Origin of the sequence: Nocardia barduliensis (genome assembly GCF_013315795.1) — a bacterium.
GTDB lineage: Bacteria > Actinomycetota > Actinomycetes > Mycobacteriales > Mycobacteriaceae > Nocardia > Nocardia barduliensis.
In genome coordinates this window covers 1-18889 of sequence record NZ_JABLTE010000064.1, presented here as the reverse complement: position 1 = coordinate 18889, position 18889 = coordinate 1, and the positions used below count along the sequence as shown (strand labels likewise).

At 68.2% G+C, this 18889-nt stretch carries 16 protein-coding genes and 1 riboswitch; of the genes, 11 read left to right on the top strand and 5 right to left on the bottom strand.

Translation table 11 applies throughout. The features are described 5' to 3' along the window. Window positions 1-5 precede the first annotated feature (5 nt). The 7 genes from HOV91_RS24755 (at window position 6) to HOV91_RS24725 (ending at window position 7846) form a co-directional block, all read left to right on the top strand. A complete protein-coding gene (locus HOV91_RS24755) occupies window positions 6-1430 on the top strand; it encodes an AMP-binding protein (RefSeq protein ID WP_174187799.1) in 1425 nt (474 codons plus the stop codon). Continuing rightward, window positions 1427-2407 carry a TauD/TfdA family dioxygenase gene (locus HOV91_RS24750; protein ID WP_174187798.1) on the top strand — a complete coding sequence of 327 codons (981 nt, stop codon included), beginning with the start codon at window positions 1427-1429 and terminating at the stop codon, window positions 2405-2407. Before HOV91_RS24755 ends, HOV91_RS24750 begins: the two co-directional genes overlap by 4 nt. Beyond that, window positions 2407-3378 (top strand): glycosyltransferase family 2 protein, encoded by a 972-nt coding sequence (locus HOV91_RS24745; protein ID WP_174187797.1) that lies wholly within the window; start codon window positions 2407-2409, stop codon window positions 3376-3378. Before HOV91_RS24750 ends, HOV91_RS24745 begins: the two co-directional genes overlap by 1 nt. 8 nt (window positions 3379-3386) lie before the next feature. Continuing rightward, window positions 3387-4508, top strand: coding sequence for a non-hydrolyzing UDP-N-acetylglucosamine 2-epimerase (wecB, locus tag HOV91_RS24740; RefSeq protein ID WP_174187796.1), 1122 nt, complete (start codon window positions 3387-3389; stop codon window positions 4506-4508). 37 nt (window positions 4509-4545) lie between these two features. Beyond that, on the top strand, window positions 4546-5907 hold the full coding sequence (locus HOV91_RS24735) for a condensation domain-containing protein (protein ID WP_174187795.1): 1362 nt from the start codon (window positions 4546-4548) through the stop codon (window positions 5905-5907). A gap of 111 nt (window positions 5908-6018) precedes the next feature. Then, complete coding sequence (locus tag HOV91_RS24730) at window positions 6019-6255, top strand: hypothetical protein (protein WP_174187794.1); 237 nt, start codon at window positions 6019-6021, stop codon at window positions 6253-6255. Between the two features lie 256 nt (window positions 6256-6511). Next, on the top strand, window positions 6512-7846 hold the full coding sequence (locus HOV91_RS24725; RefSeq protein WP_174187793.1) for a UDP-glucose dehydrogenase family protein: 1335 nt from the start codon (window positions 6512-6514) through the stop codon (window positions 7844-7846). A 27-nt stretch (window positions 7847-7873) separates the two neighbouring features. Here the strand turns inward: HOV91_RS24725 and HOV91_RS24720 are convergent, their stop codons facing one another. The 3 genes from HOV91_RS24720 to HOV91_RS24710 form a co-directional block, all read right to left on the bottom strand. Next, complete coding sequence (locus HOV91_RS24720; protein WP_174187792.1) at window positions 7874-8296, bottom strand: PPOX class F420-dependent oxidoreductase; 423 nt, start codon at window positions 8294-8296, stop codon at window positions 7874-7876. Between the two features lie 139 nt (window positions 8297-8435). Next, window positions 8436-8837, bottom strand: coding sequence for a hypothetical protein (locus HOV91_RS24715; RefSeq protein WP_174187791.1), 402 nt, complete (start codon window positions 8835-8837; stop codon window positions 8436-8438). A gap of 453 nt (window positions 8838-9290) precedes the next feature. After that, the gene (locus HOV91_RS24710; RefSeq protein ID WP_174187790.1) at window positions 9291-10343 is read right to left on the bottom strand and encodes an alpha/beta fold hydrolase; all 1053 of its coding nucleotides are present in this window, start codon (window positions 10341-10343) and stop codon (window positions 9291-9293) included. Between the two features lie 191 nt (window positions 10344-10534). On the opposite strand from HOV91_RS24710, the gene HOV91_RS24705 reads away from it, so the two are divergent. From HOV91_RS24705 to HOV91_RS24695, 3 genes are read left to right on the top strand one after another with little or no spacing between them, the layout of a single operon-like run. After that, window positions 10535-10906 (top strand): glyoxalase superfamily protein, encoded by a 372-nt coding sequence (locus tag HOV91_RS24705; protein WP_174187789.1) that lies wholly within the window; start codon window positions 10535-10537, stop codon window positions 10904-10906. Window positions 10907-10955: 49 nt separating this feature from the next. After that, on the top strand, window positions 10956-11414 hold the full coding sequence (locus HOV91_RS40025) for a DUF2752 domain-containing protein (protein WP_174187788.1): 459 nt from the start codon (window positions 10956-10958) through the stop codon (window positions 11412-11414). A 27-nt stretch (window positions 11415-11441) separates the two neighbouring features. Next, window positions 11442-11627 (top strand): hypothetical protein, encoded by a 186-nt coding sequence (locus HOV91_RS24695; protein WP_174187787.1) that lies wholly within the window; start codon window positions 11442-11444, stop codon window positions 11625-11627. Here HOV91_RS24695 and HOV91_RS24690 read toward each other — a convergent pair whose 3' ends face one another. Next, the gene (locus HOV91_RS24690) at window positions 11628-12974 is read right to left on the bottom strand and encodes a M1 family metallopeptidase (protein WP_174187786.1); all 1347 of its coding nucleotides are present in this window, start codon (window positions 12972-12974) and stop codon (window positions 11628-11630) included. Continuing rightward, window positions 12974-16885: a Pls/PosA family non-ribosomal peptide synthetase gene (locus tag HOV91_RS24685; protein WP_217441113.1), complete on the bottom strand. Its 3912-nt coding sequence runs from the start codon at window positions 16883-16885 to the stop codon at window positions 12974-12976. Before HOV91_RS24685 ends, HOV91_RS24690 begins: the two co-directional genes overlap by 1 nt. A gap of 577 nt (window positions 16886-17462) precedes the next feature. Next, a riboswitch (SAM riboswitch) is annotated at window positions 17463-17576 on the top strand. Between the two features lie 51 nt (window positions 17577-17627). Between HOV91_RS24685 and HOV91_RS24680 the strand changes: the two genes are divergently transcribed. Beyond that, on the top strand, window positions 17628-18889 hold a 1262-nt coding region (locus tag HOV91_RS24680), incomplete at its 3' end, for an aminotransferase class V-fold PLP-dependent enzyme (protein WP_312884757.1).

Genomic DNA, 18889 nt, shown 5'->3' with positions numbered 1-18889 from the left:
AAGCCGTGGACCCGATCATGCTGCGCGCCCGCGACACGCCCGCGGTGGTGACCGAGGACGGCGCTGTCGTGACGCATCGTGAGCTCCGCACGCTGGTAGACGCGTTCGCGAGCCGATTGGCCGGTGGGCAGCGTCGCCTCGTCGGAATGGTCGGTGACCGGGAACTCGGGACCGTGGTAGCCCACCTCGCGGCGCTGTACGACGGACATGCGGTCGCGTGGTTCGGCGCGGCTGGTGTTCCCGAGCGCATGCGCGAGCTGGTGCGGCGTTACGCACCGGAATTCCTGGTGGGGCCGATCGGCACGATGGCCGCGGTTGCCGAGCCCCTCGGCTATCGGTTGGAGTCGTTCACGGTGGCAGCGGATGTCGTCGTGGCACGTGCGCCCCAGCCGTCCACCTTGCCGATCGGCACCGATACCAGCCTGCTGCTGTTGACGTCGGGTTCGGTCAGTGGCGGGCGGGGAGTACGCCTTTCCGCCGGTGCCATAGCCGCCAACGCTCGGGGGATTCGAGAGACCTTGGAGTTCGATTCCACGTCCCGCGGCGCGACGTCGCTGCCGCTCTACTACTCGTACGGGCTGTCGATCCTGCACAGTCATCTGTCCGCCGGTGGGAGTGTCCTGCTCACCTCCGCACCGGCGACCGGCGGCGGCTTCTGGAATCGCTTCGACACTGCGGGATGCCACGTGTTCAACGGCGTGCCAACTCATTTCGAGTGGCTGGACCGGAAATCGGTGCCGTGGCAGCGCGTTCGATCGTTGCGAACCATAACCTGCGCCGGGGGGCCGATCGCACGGAGTCTCGCGGAACGCATGCATCAACGGTGTGCGCGCATCGGAGCGGGCTTCGTCAAGATGTACGGCCAGACCGAGGCAACGGCGCGAATCAGCATTCTGCGCGCCGAGGATTTTCTCGCGCACCCCGACTCGGTCGGTCGGGTGCTGCCCGGTTCGCGGGTGAGTTTCGACGCGGAGGGCCAACTGCTGTACCACGGGCCGAGCTCGATGCTCGGCTACTGCGACGGCCGCGCCGATCTCGCGGCCCCGGATCAGATGCGGGGCACCATCCACACCGGCGACGTCGGCCACGAGATGGACGGCTACATCCACCTGACCGGGCGCATGGCCCGGTTCATCAAGCCGAACGGCCGCCGAATCAGCCTCGATTCGGTCGAGGGAGCGTTCGCGGAACTCGTACCAGCGGCCGCGGTCGGCGATGCCGAGGAACAGGCGCATGTGTTCGTGACGGCCGAGTACGGTCCGGCGTTGGAGGCGGTGCGCCGGGAGTTGCTCGACCGTCTCGGTCTGCCGCCTGCCGCCATCTCGTTGCACTGCGCGACCGACCTGCCGCGGCGGAGCAACGGGAAGCTCGACTACCAGCGGCTGGTCGGGCGAGTAGCAGCCATGACGGCGGAAAGGCAGGGAAGATGACGAGCGAGGTGTCCGGCCGGAGCGGGACGGTGCTCGGCGAGGTGCGGCTCTCCACGGCGGAAGCGGACAGCGTCGCTCGTCTCGTGGACGAACTAGCTGTCGCATTCGGCCGGGTGGACGACCCTCGGTTGCTCCGCGCGGTGACCGGCTGGGGCCACCGGCTGCCCGCCGCCCTGCACGAGCAGCTTCTGAGCATGAGATATGAAGAGTCCGTCGGTGGATTCGTGGTGCGTGGCGCGCTATCCGGAGTCGACCCGGGTCCGACCCCGGCGCACTGGGGAGCGGGGCTGGATACCTTGCGACACGATCTGTGGCTGCTACTGGTGGCGGCGCAGCTCGGCGACCCGGTGGCGTGGTCGGTGTGGCAGGGCGGCGAGCTGGTCAACGACGTTCTGCCGATGGCGGGCGAGGTGACGGCGCAAACCGGTCTCGGTAGCGAGGCCGAGCTCGATCTGCACGTGGAGGAGGCGCTGTACGACGACCGCTGCGACGGTCTGGCGCTGGGCTGCCTGCGGAACCCGGATCGCGTGCCCACGATCGTTGCCGCCGCGGACGCCGTCGACTGGCGTTCGCTCGACGTGGAAGTGCTGTTCGAACCGCGCTATCTCATCGGAGACGAGGAATCCGGCCGAGTCCGGCCGGCACTGTTCGGCGCAGCGGATTCACCGTATCTCCGGGTGGACATGCCGTATATGCGGGCACGGCGGGGTGACGCGCGCGCCGCCGCCGCGTTCAGCGGACTCTGCGCACAGCTGCGAGCGAACGCGATCGATGTGGTTCTGGACGCCGGAGACGTGCTGGTGCTCGACAACTACCGGACGGTGCACGGACGGCGGCCCTTCCAGCCGAGGTTCGACGGCACCGATCGCTGGCTGCGCCGCTGCACCACGACCCGTGACCTGCGTGCCACCCGTGCACTCAGAGACGGCGTCACGAGCCGCGTCATCACTCCTGATCTGTCGAAAGAGGAGAGCTGATGCGGCCAGGGCCGACCGCCGTATTCGTCATCCCGGCCTACAACCGGGCGGCGACACTGCGCCGCTGTGTGATCTCCGCGTTGCGCCAGCAGGGGGTCACCATCCGGGTCGTGCTTGTCGACCACGGTTCCTCCGACGGCACCGCGGTACTGGCGGACGAACTGGCGCGGGCGCATCCCGAACTCGTCGTGGTCTCGTTGCGCCGCGGTCCAGCGGAGGTCGCGTCACCGTCGCGGCCGCTGAACGAGGGAATCGCCGAAGCGCTCCGGCTCGTCGAGAACCCGGAGCACACCTGGATCTTTCGCCTGGACGCGGACGATTTCCTGACCTCGGACACGATTGTCGCCGAGCAGTTGGCCGGCGGCGGCCTACGCGAGGTGATCATGGCGACGCTGACGTTCTTCGACCAAGAGGCGCGCACCGCCTACGAGTACGGCCCCAGACTCGATCACAGAACCTTGTCCGGCTTGCCGGGGCGCGACGTGTACGCCGTGGCCCATCACGCGACGGCGATGCGTGCGGATCTGCTCACGTCGATCTGGCCCCCCGAGGGCTTATACGATCCGGTGCTGGAGACCGGTGAGGATCTGGGCGTCACGTGCCGAATCGTGCGCGCCATGGCAGGGGACGAAACCAAATTCTCCTTCGTACCTGCGGCGTACTGCTACAAAGGACTCGCCAAGGAGACGATCACCGGATCGTTGCCGTTGCGCCGGGTGTGGAAGTCCCATCGCAAGCTGTTGCGTGACTGCCCCGAACTGGGCTGGTTCGCGGTCCTTCGCGGCCTGGCCGAACTCGGGCTCTCCCGGGTTGTCGGGGAGGGCGCGGCGCGGCCGCTGCTGCAGCACTGCGCGGGTCGTAATGGCCATTATCAGGCGGTCGACTACTCGAAGATCCGCGCCAGGATGGGTGAACTGTCCGACCCCGCCGAGCGGACGAGTGTCCCCGGCACACCGAACGGCCCGCTGTGAAAAAGCTGATGCTCGTCGTCGGTACGCGACCGGAACTGGTGAAGCTGGCTCCGCTCGCGGCCGAGGCCGAGGCCGGTGGGCTGAACCCGGTGATCGTGGCGACCGGGCAACAGCCCGAGATGGTGCGCGCCATGGCCGCCGACTTCGAACTCGATCTGCATCATGAACTGGGGATCGGGCCGCGCAGCCCGAGCCTGAGTGGGTTCGTCTCGCAAGTGCTCGCCGCACTTCCTCCGGTGATCGCAGGCGAACGGCCGGATGCGGTGGTCGTGCAGGGAGATACCGGCAGTGCGCTGGCCGGAGCCCTGGCCGGGTTCTACGAGCAGGTGCCGGTCGTCCATCTCGAGGCCGGCCTGCGCACCGTGGACCCCTCGTCCCCCTTTCCGGAAGAGGTCAACCGCCGGCTCATCAGCAAGCTGGCTCGATTGCATCTGGCGCCCACCCAGAAATGCGTGGACAACCTGGTCCACGAGGGCATACCGGGCGAGGACATCGACCTGATCGGAAATACCGTCATAGACGCCCTGTTCCAGATTCGCCGGACTCCGGTGGCCTACCGGAATCGGCGCATGGCGCAGTGGCTGGACGGTGCGGATCGCACGGTGCTCGTGACGATGCATCGCCGGGAATCCTGGGGTGCGGGCTCCCGTCGCGTGGCGCTCGCCATCCGCAATCTGGCCCGTCGACCCGAACGGTTACGTTTCATCGTTGTGCTGCATCCGAATCCGGCCGCCCGCGCGCCCTTCGAGGAAGAGCTCGGCGATCTACCCGGCGTGCTGCTGACCGAGCCGCTGACCTACCGGGAAATGGCTCATACCCTCGGCCGGGTCGATCTGGTGCTCACCGACAGCGGCGGCCTGCAGGAAGAGGCTCCCGGCTTGGGGACGCCCGTCCTGGTTCTTCGCGACCGAACCGAGCGCACCGAGGCGGTGGACGCCGGAGCCGCGATTCTCGTCGGCTGCGACCGGGAACGCATCGAGCGAGAAGTACGCCGGCTGCTGGTCGATGATCCCGTGCTCTATCGGGAGATGGCTCGGCCGAGACAGATTTTCGGTGATGGACTCGCGGCACTCCGGGCGGTTCGTGCCATAGAACGCCTGACGCGTGCCTCCGTCGAACCGGTGGGTTGATCGAGTCCGCCTTTCAGGCCGTTGCTCCCGAACGCTGGTGATCGGCTTTCTGCCGCACGCGTTGGTAGGGGAATTCGGTCAGCGCCTATTTGAACAGCTGGACGTGACACGACGGAACGGCGAAAATAGTCGTGTGAATCAGGCTCCACTGACGTTCAGCCAATGGTGTCACTGGAAACAGTTGACCGATCATCCGAATGTGCACGCTTCGCTCTCGGTTCAATACGAACTGGAGGGTGATTTGGATGTGGCGGCTTTCGTGGATGCATTGAGTAATGTGGTGAAGAATCATGATGCGCTCCGCATCGGACTCGTCACCGGCGACTACGACGGGCGTCCGGAGCAGTGGCGCCGCCCCGTCCCCACGGGGTCCGATCTGGTGGCCTGCCGCTCTGTTCGAGCCACCTCTAGAGCGCAGTTCGACAGGTATGTCAGATCGCTGGTGATAATAGAGTTCGGGAAACCGTGGAATCTGACGGATTCCTATCCTTTCCGGATGTTCCTGCTGAAATACTCGGAGTCGTTGTTCGTGTTCGTAGGCGTTTTCTCGCATCTCGCGATGGATGCGCGTGGTCGGGAGATATTTCATTCCGAGCTGTGGAAGCACTACGACTCCCGATCCGGAGCCGGACCGGAGCGGGGGTGTGCGGACCGATCTTTCCTGGCGTCGGCGCGTCGGCGCGCCGAGGCTTCCGCCGAAGGCGCTGCCGCGTTCTGGCGGTCCAAGGCGAAGTCCATCCCGCCACGGTTCCTCGCAGATCCCGGCGAGCAGGGAGACCATCGGAGCGACGAGAGCATTGTCATCAGCGGTGGTGCCCTGGCCGAGTTGCGCAGGATGGCTTTGCGGAGCCGCTCCACCGAATTCCAGTGGATACTCACCGCGTACGCGAAAGCGCTTTTCGGCCTAGCCCCGCAGGATGCGATCAAGGTCCATATGCCGGTGGATACGAGAGAGCCGGACGAACACGAGACGATCGGAATGTTTGCTACCGCGCTTCCGTTCGTCATCCGGCGCTCGCCGGATACACGGGAAATGGGCGCTCAGATCAGGCGCGAAATGGCGGATGTTCTCGCCCATCGATACGTCTCACCACTGGTCATAACGGAGGTCGCGAGGACGGCAGCGGAGCATCGGGGTGTCGATTGGCGAAACGATGTGGGAATCAATTACACCGTCGAAGAAGAACACGTAGAGGCGCGCGACTGCGATCGGGTCGCGGTCCGAAGCGATGTGTACGAGCCGAACCTCAGATTTGTCAATGAGGGCGTCAGTCTCGAGATATCGAGCAGCGCGGAGCAGCTGGTGATGAAACTGACCTATGCACCGGACTCGCCCGTGATCGGCGGTCCCGGCGGCTTGGGTGATTCGCTGAGATCACATTTGTCCATGGCTGGGTGATGCCCTCCTCGATCGTCCGTCACGTTCGAACTCCCGCGCCCTCGAGGCGCACTTGGTTCGCCGTGACGGCGGTAATTGCATTCGATACCAGGAAAGGGGGTGAATGTAGTAATGAGCGCAGTGATGGAGATCGTCTTCGAGGAGATCGATGCCGAGGTCATCGAGAAGCTGGCGGACAGCGTCGACGAGGCCATGGGTATCACCCTTGGCGTGGTCGAGAAGCTCCCGACCTCGAGCGTGGAGCAGAAGCTCCCGACCATGAGCGTTGGGCAGAAGGTCCCGGTCCCGACCTTCAGCGTCGGGCAGAAGCTCCCGACCTCGACCGTCGTGGAAAAGCTTCCGGCGTAATCGGTCGGAAGAGATAACGGGTGTCCGGCGAGAGCGCTCTCGCCGGGCATTCGAAACGCGCAATGACACCGGCTTGTGCGGTCGAACCGCTGGGCCGCCGATCGTCCCGATCCCGCCCAGCGATGACATCGGGGTCGAATGTGCTTCTGCAACAACCTACTACGTCGACTCCCTGGCGCTGTGTGGCAGCTGCCGCGGAAATGTCCCACGAACTGGAGGTGGCCGAGGTGGCCAGGGACCAACGATGGATGCCGTCATGCTGACCACGTCGAGGCGACTAGGGGTGATCGGCGCCGGATATGTCGGACTGACCACTGCGGTGTGCCTGGCGCATCTCGGCCACACTGTCGCGTGCGCCGATATCGATGCGGGCAAGGTCGCACGGTTGTCGCGCGGGATGGTCGACATCGCCGAGCCGCGACTGGCCGACTTGGTGGCCGAAGAGCTGGCGACGGGGCGGCTCAGATTCACCGCGGACCTCATCGACGCCGTATCCGATGGCGGCGGAGTGGAATTCCTCTTCCTGTGCCTACCCACCCCGGCCTGCCCCGACGGCGCCGCTGATCTCAGCGCCATCGAAACCGTCGCCGAACAGGTCAGGAACGTGCTGACCGCGGGCAGCACGGTGGTGGTGAAATCGACCGTCCCGGCCGGATCGGCGCGCCGGCTGGCGGGCATCCTCGGCGACGGCGTCGAGGTGGTGAGCAATCCCGAATTCCTGCGCGAAGGCAGTACGGTCGCCGATTTTTTCAATCCCCACCGCATCGTGATCGGCGCCGATGACGCGCACGCGGCTGGACGCGTCGCCGCGCTCTACGCCGACCTCGACGCGGCGATGGTGCTCACCGACGCCGCCAGCGCCGAACTGGCCAAACACGCCGCGAACTGCTTCCTCGCGATGAAACTTTCCTACGTGAACACCCTCGCCGAGCTGTGTGAACGCGTGGGGGCCGACATCGTCGATGTCACGACAGCGATGGGGCACGATCCGCGCATCGGCCCCGGTTTCATGTCACCCGGTCCGGGCTGGGGCGGACCCTGCTTGCCCAAGGACGCCGAAGCGCTGCACCATCTCGTGACGACTGTCGGCCTGCCCGCGCCGCTGATCGGCGCGACCATACAGACCAACCAGCAGCAAGCCGGTCGCATAGTGAGCAAGGTACGGTCGGCGGTCACCGGTGATTCCCACGGCTCCCTCCGCGGAGTCCGTCTCGGCGTGCTCGGGCTGACCTTCAAGGCCGGCACCGACGACCTGCGTTGCTCGCCATCGGTCGACATCGCCCGCCTGCTGCAGCGGGAGGGCGCCGAGGTGGTCGCGCACGATCCGGTGTTGCACCCACGCGCCGACTATCCGGAACTCGCCGGTATAGCGGTGACCGACGACCCGCACCGGGTGGCGGACAATGCCTCGGCTGTGCTGCTGCTGACCGACTGGCCGCAATACCGATCGCTGGACTGGCGCGGGATCGCCGCGGCGATGCGGCATCCGATCCTGATCGACACCCGTAATCTCCTCGATCGTGCGATGGCCACAGCGGCCGGACTGCGATGGACCGGCACCGGGCGGGAAGCCCTCACGCTGACGGTGTAGGCAGTTTCGCGCAGACGGTTCGCCAGCTCAGGAGGCCCAGGGGCCGATGCCGCCGACCTTCTCGATGCGGATGCGGGTGAGATACCCGGGCGGCGCGTCCGCTGGGGGGAACTGGGCATCTGGGCTGGCCAGAGTCTTGGCGAGTTCGCGGAGTAGTTCGGGTGCGCCGCCCTCCACAACGCGGGCGGTGCCGGTGACCGACAGGTACGGGCGCATCACCTCGCCTCGTTCCTGGGACAGGATGGTCACCGCGACGCGTGGGTCGCGGCGGACATTGCGGATCTTCTGGTAGACGCCCAGGTGGGCGGTGACGAGCTCATCGCCGTCCGGCGTCGATTGCAAAGCCACCCAGACGACCGATACCTGTGGGCTGCCGTCCGGGTTGATGGTCACTAGGGTCGCGTCCGCGCCGGAACCGATGAGTGCGCGTGCGGCGTCGTCGAGTCTCATGTGCTGTTCGACTGTCTGGTGGGCGCTTTCATTCCCGCGCGGGGACGTCGCAGTCCCGCCGGTGGTCCTGCGGGCTGCTCGAAGATCGACTAGGCAGCGGCGAGGTAGCGGACCGGGCAGAACATTCCGCTACACCGGACTACGTGACGACGAAGACTCCCTTCCCGGGAACGTGCGGGAAGTTGGTCGCGATCAGGACTTCCACCCGGCCGAGACCGGAGGGTATGCGAACCGGCACCCAGACATCCGCGACATGTTCCTCGGCCGGTGTTCGGTCATCGAGCCACATCGCGGGCAGAGTGCCCAGCTCGCCGGTGTCGGAGTTCCGCCACGACACCGTGACCTCCGCGCCGCAGGAACCGCCCGGCCGGTCGGGGGTGAAGACGAACTCCGGACGGAGCCAGAGCGTCGCGTTGTCGGCGTAGTTGCGGTCGGGGTCGTATTGGGCGGCGATCATGCCGATACCCGCACCGCCGCCGCCGCACAGGGTTCGCGCCGGGGGGACGCCGAGGGGTAGCGCGGAGGCGGACGGGGTGGTCACGGCAAGTGCGCCTATGGCCAGAGCCAGGACCGCCACACCACGACAGACATTCACCGCTGCTCCCTTCGCCGGAACCAGAACTTGTCTGTCTGAGTGTCGACTTTAGTTCGCTGTGTGTTAACGGTTCCGGTGAAATGTGGAGCTGAGCGGCGGGAAACCGAGCTATCACCGCTGGATACGACTGGTCGGCGTGCTGATTTCCTTGATGGGCGTCCAAAGGAGTATTTGACGGGCAAACGGGTCGAATGCGAAGTAGGCGGTCCCGCGACACGACTGCGGGCACGTCAGGGAAGGGCGGAGCCACGCGGCGCGCGAGGTGTTTGGTCGTAGTCGACCTGTGCGTCGGTCATGGGCCGACCACGGGCGTCGCGCCGTCGAGCCCGGCGATGTCGCGGGAGACGGTTGCTCCTGGACCGAGCACCGTTGACCGGCCCAGGAGAACGTCCTCCGGGGTCAGCCGGCGACTGCGGAGCGCAGATGGGCGCGCTCGGCGATAGCGGCCAATTCCGCGTTGAAGCGGTCGGCGGCTTCGATATTGCCCAGGTGGCCGGTGGGCCATACGTGGTAGGCGGCCAAGTGGCCGGTCTCGGCGAGGGCGTCGGCGATGCGGCGCGACATGCGCTCGGGCAGCAAGCGGTCGTGCGCGCCCGCGATCACCGTGGTGGGCACGGTGAGGGACGCGGCGGCTTCGGCGAGATCCATGTCGGCCAGCGCCGCGGCGTGCCTGCCACGGGTGAGCGGCCGGCACGATCGCACGATGCCGAGCGCGAACTCCACCTGGTCGGCGGTCGCGTGCGGGGTCATCACGCGCGCCTTGAGCAATGCGCTGACCGGCCAGCCGCCCGGCAGCGGGACGGGGGCGGTGAGCAGGGTCTCCGCGACGATCATCGGCATGCGCACGGTGGCGCCGAGCACGGTGATCGGACGGTCCGCCAGGGTCAGCGGCTTGTTCAGCAGCGGAAGCAGATCTGTGTCGTAGCGGATGTTGCCCGAGGAACTGTTCAACAGCACGGCAGCGGCGGCCTGCTTGCGGACCTGCTCCGGATAGCGCGCGGCCCACGCCTGCACCGTGATGCCGCCCATGCTGTGGCCGACCAGTACGGCGCGCTGTCCGGGACGCAGTGTCGCGTTCAGGACCACCGACAGATCGTCGGCCAGCGATTCCTTGCTGGGCAGCGACTTGCCGCATTCGCTGGCGCCGTGGCCGCGCTGGTCGTAACAGACCACGCGGTACCGGTCGGCGAACGCGTTGATCTGCGGATTCCAGTATTCGATGCTGCAGCTCCAGCCGTGGATCAGCACGATGACATCGCCCTCGGCTGGACCGTACGCGTGTACTCGCAGGCGGGCGCCGTCCTTGGTGGTGACGGGGATGACCGCGTGGCGGGCGGTGGGGGCGTTCAATGACGCGGTCTTGAAGGTGCGGGACCGCAGTCCGGCACGGTATTCGGCGGTCAGCGCGCCATCGTACGCGTCGGCCAGCGTCCTCATCGACTTCACCAGCATCGAGCACTCCTTTGTGTCCACCGTCACCGTACAGTGCAAGCAGGGTGCTTGCTAGTGCTAGCGCCATACGACGGTATTCCTGGTCTATATCGGGGAGTACCCCCGGAATCGCTACCGCAAAAGATCATTTCGGACTGAACGTTCGGACGCGCTGACTCGGGCTTGTCGGAGTTCGATGCCAGGATCGCGGCATGACCGCCATCCGCTTCGCCCCGCCGGTCCCCGTGCTGCGCATGTTCGACGTCGCGCGGGCCTACGAGTTCTACCGGGATTACCTGGGCTTCACCGTCGATTGGGAACATCGGTTCGGCCCGGAGTTCCCGCTCTACGCGCAGTTCTCCAGGGCCGAGGCGACGCTGCATCTCAGCGAGCACCATGGCGACGGCACGCCGGGCAGCGTCGTGTGGATCGCGGTCGGCGACGTGTTCGCCTGGCATGCCGAGCTGACCGCCAAGAGCTACCGCTATGCCGACCCCGGCCGCCCCGAGGACGGTCCGGGCGGGCCGGGTTTCGAGCTGGTGGACCCGTCCGGAAACGTGCTCCGGTTCGCGCAGCCGACGTAGCGCTGCGCTGCGGTGGCGTCCGCGATCGCGGCACGGTTACGGTTGACTCGTGGATATAGCGCACACTGCTCCCGGCCCCGTGACGGACCCGGGTTCCGAGCCGAGGGCGGGTCGCCGCGGCGTCGCGCTGCCCCTGCTCGTGGCGGGAGCCGGAATAGGTGTCGGCGTGCTGCTGCACCTGCGTGATCCGCACATCGAAGGTTCCTACGGCACCTGCCCGGTCTACGCGCTGACCGGCTGGTACTGCCCCGGCTGCGGCGGCATGCGGGCCGTGCACAACCTCACCGACGGGCAGATCATCGATGCCCTGCACAGCAACTTGCTCGCGCTTCCGCTGGTCCTGGCGTTCGCGGTGTGGGTGACGGACTGGACCGTGCGGGCATGGCGTGGTCAGAAGATGCGGCTGCCGTCGATAAGCCGCACCACGATGTGGACTTTCTTCGCCTTGCTGGCGATCTACACGGTGCTGCGCAATACGCCGTGGGGAACTTTGTTCACACCGGTGTAACAATCCGGGATGAGGGCATCCGAAAGTATGAACGATTCGCTGAAGACCAGGGTGCGGCAGAAGTTGCTGCGCCAGCTCGTCGAAGATCCGCGGGACACCGAACCCGACGACCCCCGGCAGATCGCCGTGGAAACCGATCTGGACGCGCTGGCCAACGTCCCGGAGGACGATCCGCTCGTCGAGGAACTGGCGGCGCGCTATCTCGTGTTCTGATCAGGCGGTCGAGGCGCCGCCGTAGGGCGGCAGCTGCGGTAGTCGTTCGGCGCGCAGCCAGCTGTCCCACAGGGATCGCAGCGGCACCAGGCTGTAGTGCCCCGCCAGGTCGGTGAATTCCTCGGTGGTCACCGACGAGTGGCGGTAGCGGATGGTCCACTCGCGGAGCAGATCGAAGAACGGCGAGTCGCCGAGTTCCAGGCGCAGGGCATGCAGGGTAAGGGCACCGCGTTTGTAGACGCGGTCGTCGAACATGCGCAGCGGTCCCGGATCGCCGATGACGATGTCCTGGGGTTCGCGGGAGAGGTTGTGCCGCGCGGCGCGGGCCAGCTGATCGGTGGTGGGTCCGCCCGCCGCCTCCGACCAGATCCACTCGGCGTAACAGGCGAAACCTTCGTGCAGCCAGATGTCACGCCACTGCCGGATGGTGAGGCTGTTGCCGAACCATTGGTGCGCCAGTTCGTGGGCGACCAGCCGCTCGGCGCCCCGGCGGCCGTCGCAGTGGTTGGCTCCGAATATGGAGATGCCCTGCGCCTCGATCGGGATCTCCAGTTCGTCGTCGGTGACGACCACGGTGTAGTCCTCGAACGGGTACGGGCCGAACTTCTCGGTGAAGACCTCCAGCATCCTCGGCTGACGAGCGAAGTCGTAGTCGAAACTGGCCCGCAGTCGCGATGGCAGGACGGCGTGCATCGGCACCAGGGAGTGCGAAGCGCCGACCCGGTGCTTGGAATAGTGGCCGATCTGGATGGTCGCCAGGTAGCTCGACATCGGTTCGGGCTGCTCGTACACCCACGTGGTCTGACTGGCCTTGGTCTGCTTGCGCAGCAAGGTCCCGTTGGCCACCGCGTAGTACGGCGAATCGGTGGTGATCGAGATCCGGTAGCTCGCCTTGGAACTCGGGTGGTCGTCACAGGGGAACCAGGACGCCGCGCCATTGGGCTGGCTGGCCACGAGCGCCCCTTCGGTGAGTTCCTCCCAGCCCACTTCGCCCCAGGGCCCGCGCACCGGCTTCGGGGCGCCGCCGTACTGCACCACGAGTGCGAGCACGCCGCCCGCCGGAATCCGCTGGTTCGGCGTGATCACCAGCTTGCCGTGCTGGTGGGTGAACTTCGCGGCCTTAGCACCGTTCACCGACACCTTCGACACGCTCAACGCCTGCGAGAGGTCGAGCGCGAACCGCGGCCGCACCTCGGTGGTCACCGCGGTGATCACGGCGCGGCCGGCGAGCCGGTTGGCGGCCACCCGGTAGGACAGCTCGAGCTCGTACCGGGAAACGCGGTACCCCCGGTTGCCGTTCTGCGGGAGGTAGTCGTCGATGGGGGCTTCGTAGAACTTGCCCGCCATCAGCGCGTCCCGGGATCGCCCGTGAACCAGGGCGCGATCGGGTTGCCCCACCAGCGCGTCGAGGCGGGCACCGTGTCCCCGCGCATGACCAGCGAGGCCGGGCCGATGGTCGCGCCGTCGCCGAGTGCGGAGGCGGGCAACGCCACGCAGTGCGGGCCGAGGGTGGCGCCCGCGCCGATGGTGACGGTGTCCATGGCCATGATCCGATCGTGGAACAGGTGGGTCTGCACCACACAGCCGCGTTCCACGGTCGCGCCGTCGCCGAGAGTCACCAGGTCCGCCTCCGGTAGCCAGTAGGACTCGCACCATACCCCGCGGCCGATGTGGGCGCCGAGACCGCGAAGCCACAGATTCAGGACGGGCGTCCCGGTCGCCGCGCGCGCGAACCACGGAGCGGCAACCGTTTCCACGAAGGTGTCGGAGACCTCGTTGCGCCAGACGAACGAACTCCACAGCGGGTGCTCCCCGACGCGGATGCGCCCTACCAGCAACCATTTGGCGGCCACCGCGCTGGCTCCCGCGACGGCGCCCGCCGCGAGCAGCACCAGCCCGCTGAGCACCCCGGCGGCCAGGTGGCCGAAGGTCCGCGCGAGCCAGGCCAGGGTGAACAGCACCCCGAGGCCGATCGCGAAGGTCACCAGGACCGGGAGCAAGCGGCAGGTTTCGACGACGCCGCGGGCGACGCGCAGGCGTGCGGGCGGGTCGAAGGTGCGCGCGGTGTCGGCGCTCTCCGCGGCGCGGCGCAGCCGGACCGGCGGGCTGCCCAGCCAGGACGAGCCGGCCTTCGCCTTCGACGGCGCCGCCGACAGCACCGCGACCAGCCCGTTCTTCGGGACCCGGCGACCGGGCGCGGTCATCCCGGAGTTGCCGAGGAAAGCGCGTTTGCCGACCTTGGCCTCGCCGATGCGCAGCCAGCCGCCGCCGAGTTCGTAACCGGCGATCATGGTGTCGTCGGCCAGGAACGCCCCGTCGGCGACGGTGGTGAACTTCGGCAGCAGCAGCACCGTGGACGCCTCGACGCTCTTGCCCACCTTCGCGCCGAGCAAGCGCAGCCACAGCGGGGTGAGCAGGCTGGCGTACAGCGGGAACAGGAAGGTGCGCGCGGAGTCCATCAGCCGCTCGGTCGCCCAGGCCTGCCAGCCGACGCGGCTGCGCACCGGGTGGTAGCCCTCGGTCAGTCCGATGCTCAGCAACCGGACCGCGACGATGGTCGCCGCGGCGTAGACGCCCAGGCTGAGCAATGTCGCGAGGGGAAGGACGGCGAACGCGCGCACCGCGCCGTCGGCGAGCGTGCGAGTGTCGCGAATGAACCAGGCGAGGAACGCGCCACCGGCGCCGATTCCGAGAATCGGCATGGCGGCCAGCGCCATCGACGTGATCCCGAAGATGCCGACCCAGTGCCGGGCGCGCCGTGGCGTGTGCGCAGGCCAGCGGTGCTGGGCCTTGCCGACCTTCACCGCGGGCGAACCGGCCCACTCCTGTTCGGCCTTCACCTTGCCCGCTACCGCCGAACCCGGCGCGACCTCGGCGTTCTTGCCGATCTTCGTGCCGGGCAGCAAGATCGAGCGCGAGCCGACCACCGCGCCGGGGCCGACGGTGATCGGGCCGAGGTGCACCACGTCGCCGTCGATCCAGTAACCGGACAGGTCGACCTCCGGCTCTACGCTGCACCCGTCGCCGAGTTCGAGCATGCCGGTCACCGGGGGGAGGCTGTGCAGATCGACGCCCTCGCCGATCTTCGCGCCCAGCGCGCGGGCGAACGGCACCATCCACGGCGCTCCGGAGAGGTTCTCGGCGCCGCTGGCCTCGGAGAGGCGGACGGCGGCCCACAGGCGTAGATGCACCGAGCCGCCGCGCGGGTAGCGGCCGGGCCCGATGCCGCGCAGCAGCAGCCGCGCCCCGCCCACGCAGATCGCCATGCGGCCCGGCGGGGAGATGAACAGCAGGAACGCGGTGAGCGTCCACCACCACGACAGCTGCGGTAGCCAGGGCAGCGAACCGGACCAGGCGGCGATGTTGCCGACGATCGCCAGCCAGGTGAGCCACTGCAGTCCGGTGAGGGTGGTGAGCGGGATGGTGGCGAGCACCTGCGCCACCTGCGCGAGCCGTGGTGTCGGGCGCACCGTCCGCTCGGCGACGGCCACGGCGGGCGTGGTCCGCTCCAGCAGGTCGGCCAGCGCGCCGAGGCGGGGGTGGTCGTAGACATCGGCGACGGCGATCTGCGGATAGCGTTCGCGCAGCGCCGTGACCAACTGCGCCGCCGCGAGCGAGCCGCCGCCGAGGTCGAAGAAGTCCGCGTCGAGATCGCCGACCTCCGCGCCGAGAATGGCGTCCCAGAGTCCGGCGACCCATTGCGCGGTGCCGGTCAGGTCGTTGTCGTCGTCGTCCTCGGCGGCATTGGGCAGCGGCCAGGGCAGCGCGTCGCGGTCGACCTTGCCGGACGTGCGGGTGGGTAGCTCCCCGACGACGGCGAGTCTGGGCACCAGCGGAGCCGGAAGTCGTTCGGTGAGGATGGCGCGCGCGGCCTTGGCGTCGAAGTCCGGCCCCGGGCCGGTCAGATAGCCGACCAGGAGCTTGTTGCCCGCCTTGGTGGTCCGGATGGCCGCCGCGGCGCCGGTGACACCGGGAAGATGCTGGAGGGCGTTATCGATCTCGCCGAGCTCGATACGCCGCCCGCCCAATTTGATCTGATCGTCGGCGCGGCCGAGGAAGACCAGTCCGGCGCTGTCGTTGCGGACCAGGTCGCCGCTGCGGTACGCGCGCTCCCAGCCGACGGAGGCCAGCGGCGCGTACTTCTCGGCGTCCTTGACCGGGTCGAGATAGCGGGCCAAACCGACGCCGCCGATCACCAATTCGCCGGATTCCCCCTCGGCCACCGGGTTGCCCGCCTGATCCACCACGACCAGATCCCAGCCGTTGAGCGGCAGTCCGATGCGGATCGGCCACTGGCCGTCCAAGCGCGCGGCGCACGCGACGACCGTGGCTTCGGTGGGGCCGTAGGTGTTCCACACCTCGCGAGCCGAATCGCCGTTGCCTACTACCCGTTCGGCGAGTTCCGGCGGGACGGCCTCGCCACCGAAGATGAGCAGGCGCACCGCCTCCAGCGCCTCCACCGGCCAGGTCGCCGCCAGCGTCGGTACGGTCGAGACCACGCTGATCTCCCGCCGCACCAGCCAGGGACCGAGATCGGCGCCGGTGCGCACCAGCTCCCGCGGGGCGGGCACCAGGCAGGCGCCGTTGCGCCAGGCCAGCCACATCTCCTCGCAGGACGCGTCGAAGGCGACCGACAGACCAGCGAGCACCCGGTCGCCGGGGCCGATCGGGGCGTCGCGCAGGAACAGGTCGGCTTCGGCGTCGACGAACGCGGCGGCGTTGCGGTGGGTGACGGCAACGCCTTTCGGGGTGCCGGTGGAACCGGAGGTGAAGATGATCCAGGCGTCGTCACCGGGGCCGGGCAGCGTCGACCAGGTTCGCTCGCGCTGCTGCTCCGCGGCGCGGATGCCCGCGGCGGTGGTCTCGATGCCATCGGCGGTCACGATCGCGGTGACCTGCGCCTCCCCGAACACCAGCTGGGCGCGCTCGTCCGGGTCGTCGGCGTCCACCGGCACGTAAGCGGCGCCGGAGTACAGGACGGCGAGGATGGTCACGTAGAGCCCGCGGGTGCCCGACGGCATGCGCACGCCCACCCGGTCGCCCGGCCGCACGCCCGCGGTGGCGAGCCGGGCCATGGTCTTCTCGACCTCGACGACCAATTCCAGGTAGGACAGCACCAGCTGGCCGTCATCGATGGCGGGGGCGTCGGGATGGGCGAGCGCCGTGGCGGTCAGGATGTCCACGAGGGTCCTGGCCTCGGGCGCGCGGTCACCGCGCGACAACGGGCGCGCCGGTGCGTCGACGTCTGTCTCGAGCATGGTGCTCTGCGCACCTCCCATCGGCCTGCCTCACACTTTCCTGTTGTTGTGCCATAGCTGGGTTACCAGAGGGCAAACACCGCTATGGCCAGCTGTCCACGGTACCCGGGGATATCGTCGCTTGTTGTTCACCGGACTGCCTGCCCGATCGGTCGGCGCCGTGCGCGTTGTTGCAGGTGGAATCGATATTCGCCGCTTCGGGAGGGTAAGACGCTGGTCGCTGGGCTGTCCGCGGCGTTCGCCGGGTGATCGCTGGCGCAGAGATGTGATTCGGCTCATCGAAGTGGTCCGCACCCTCGACGCGATGGTGCCGACGCCGGGAACGTCACGGCGCGCGGCGCTGCCTGTTCCGGCTCGGCCGAGGCCCGTGGGATCGGCTCGTCCGAGAGCTCGAATCGCGGAGGAGGGCGGGGCAGCTGCTGAGGGCCTACGAAAGCCCCAGGTAGGCGCGGCTCGCGTGTTGTCGTGGGGGTGCTTGTAATGGCTCCCGTGTGGTGGTTAGGTCCACGCGGTGCTCGTGGCGGCTCGAGTCCGACGTGGTTGACAGTGCCGGGGCGCTTCTGCCACTCTCGGGTCAGGTCATGAGTGCCAGCGTCAAGCCCCGGCTTGCTGGCCGGCAACCCTCCTCCGCGGTGGGGTGCTCCGGGTGACGACCCGGCCGCCGCCCGACCGGGCGCGGCAAGCGCGGACTCGATGAATCATGCGATCACGGGTCCTCGAGCCGACGGGATTTCACGTGACGATTACTGCTGTCGACAATTTCTGTGCCGCACTCGCCCGGGTCTCGGGTGACGAACTGCGCGTGCCGCTGGTGCAGGGCGGAACGGCGACCTACGCCAACTTCGACTACGCGGCTAGCGCGCCTGCGTTGACGCAGGTGACCGACCGCGTGCAGCAGTTGCTGCCGTACTACGCGAGCGTGCACCGCGGCGCGGGCTATGCCTCGCGGATCTCCACCGAGTGCTACGAGGCCGCCCGCGGGTCGGTCTCCCGGTTCCTCGACGCCGCCGACGACCAGGTGGTGGTCTTCACCCGCAACACCACCGACTCGCTGAACTTGCTCGCGGCCTGCGTTCCCGGCGACACCGTGGTGCTCGACATCGAACACCATGCGAACTTCCTGCCGTGGAATAGGCGGGGCCGCCGGGTCGTCGCTGCCGCCGACACGGTCGAGGAGACCGTCGGCAGGCTGGTCGCCGAACTGTGCAGCAGGCCCGCCGCATTGCTCGCGGTGACCGGCGCGTCGAACGTGACGGGGGAGGTGCTTCCGCTGGAGCGGCTGGCCACCATCGCCCACCAGTGCGGCGCCCGCATCCTGGTGGACGCGGCCCAGTTGGCGCCGCATCGGCGGATCAGCTTGCGGGACAGCGGGATCGACTATCTCGCGTTCTCCGGGCACAAGCTGTACGCGCCGTTCGGCGCGGGTGTGCTGGTGGGCAGGCGGGATTGGCTCGACGCGGCGCAGCCCTATCTGGCGGGCGGCGGGGCAGTGCGCGAGGTGCGTACCGACGGGGCCGAGTGGGCGCCCGCCCCGCAGCGGCACGAAGCCGGGTCGCCGAACGTGCTCGGCGCCGCCGCGCTGGCCGCAGCCTGTGACGCGCTCTGTGCGATCGACGCGGAAACCCTTGCCACGCACGAACACCGGCTCGCCGACCGCCTGCGCGACGGCTTGGCCGCGCTTCCCGGCGTCGAACTGCTGCGCATCTGGACCGACAGCCCCGATTCCGTCGGCATCGTCGCCTTCACGCTCGACGATTACGCCCCCGGCCACGTCGCGGCCTATCTGTCCGCCGAACACGGCATCGGCGTGCGGGACGGACGCTTCTGCGCCCACCCGCTGCTCACCCGCCTCGGTTTGGCCGGGGCGCTACGCGCCAGCATCGGCCTCGGCACCACCTTCGCCGACGTGGACCGCCTGATCGATGCGATCGCCACCCTGGTAGGAAGCGGCCCCGCCTGGAACTACACCGCTACCGACGGCCTCTGGAACCCCACCCCGGAAAC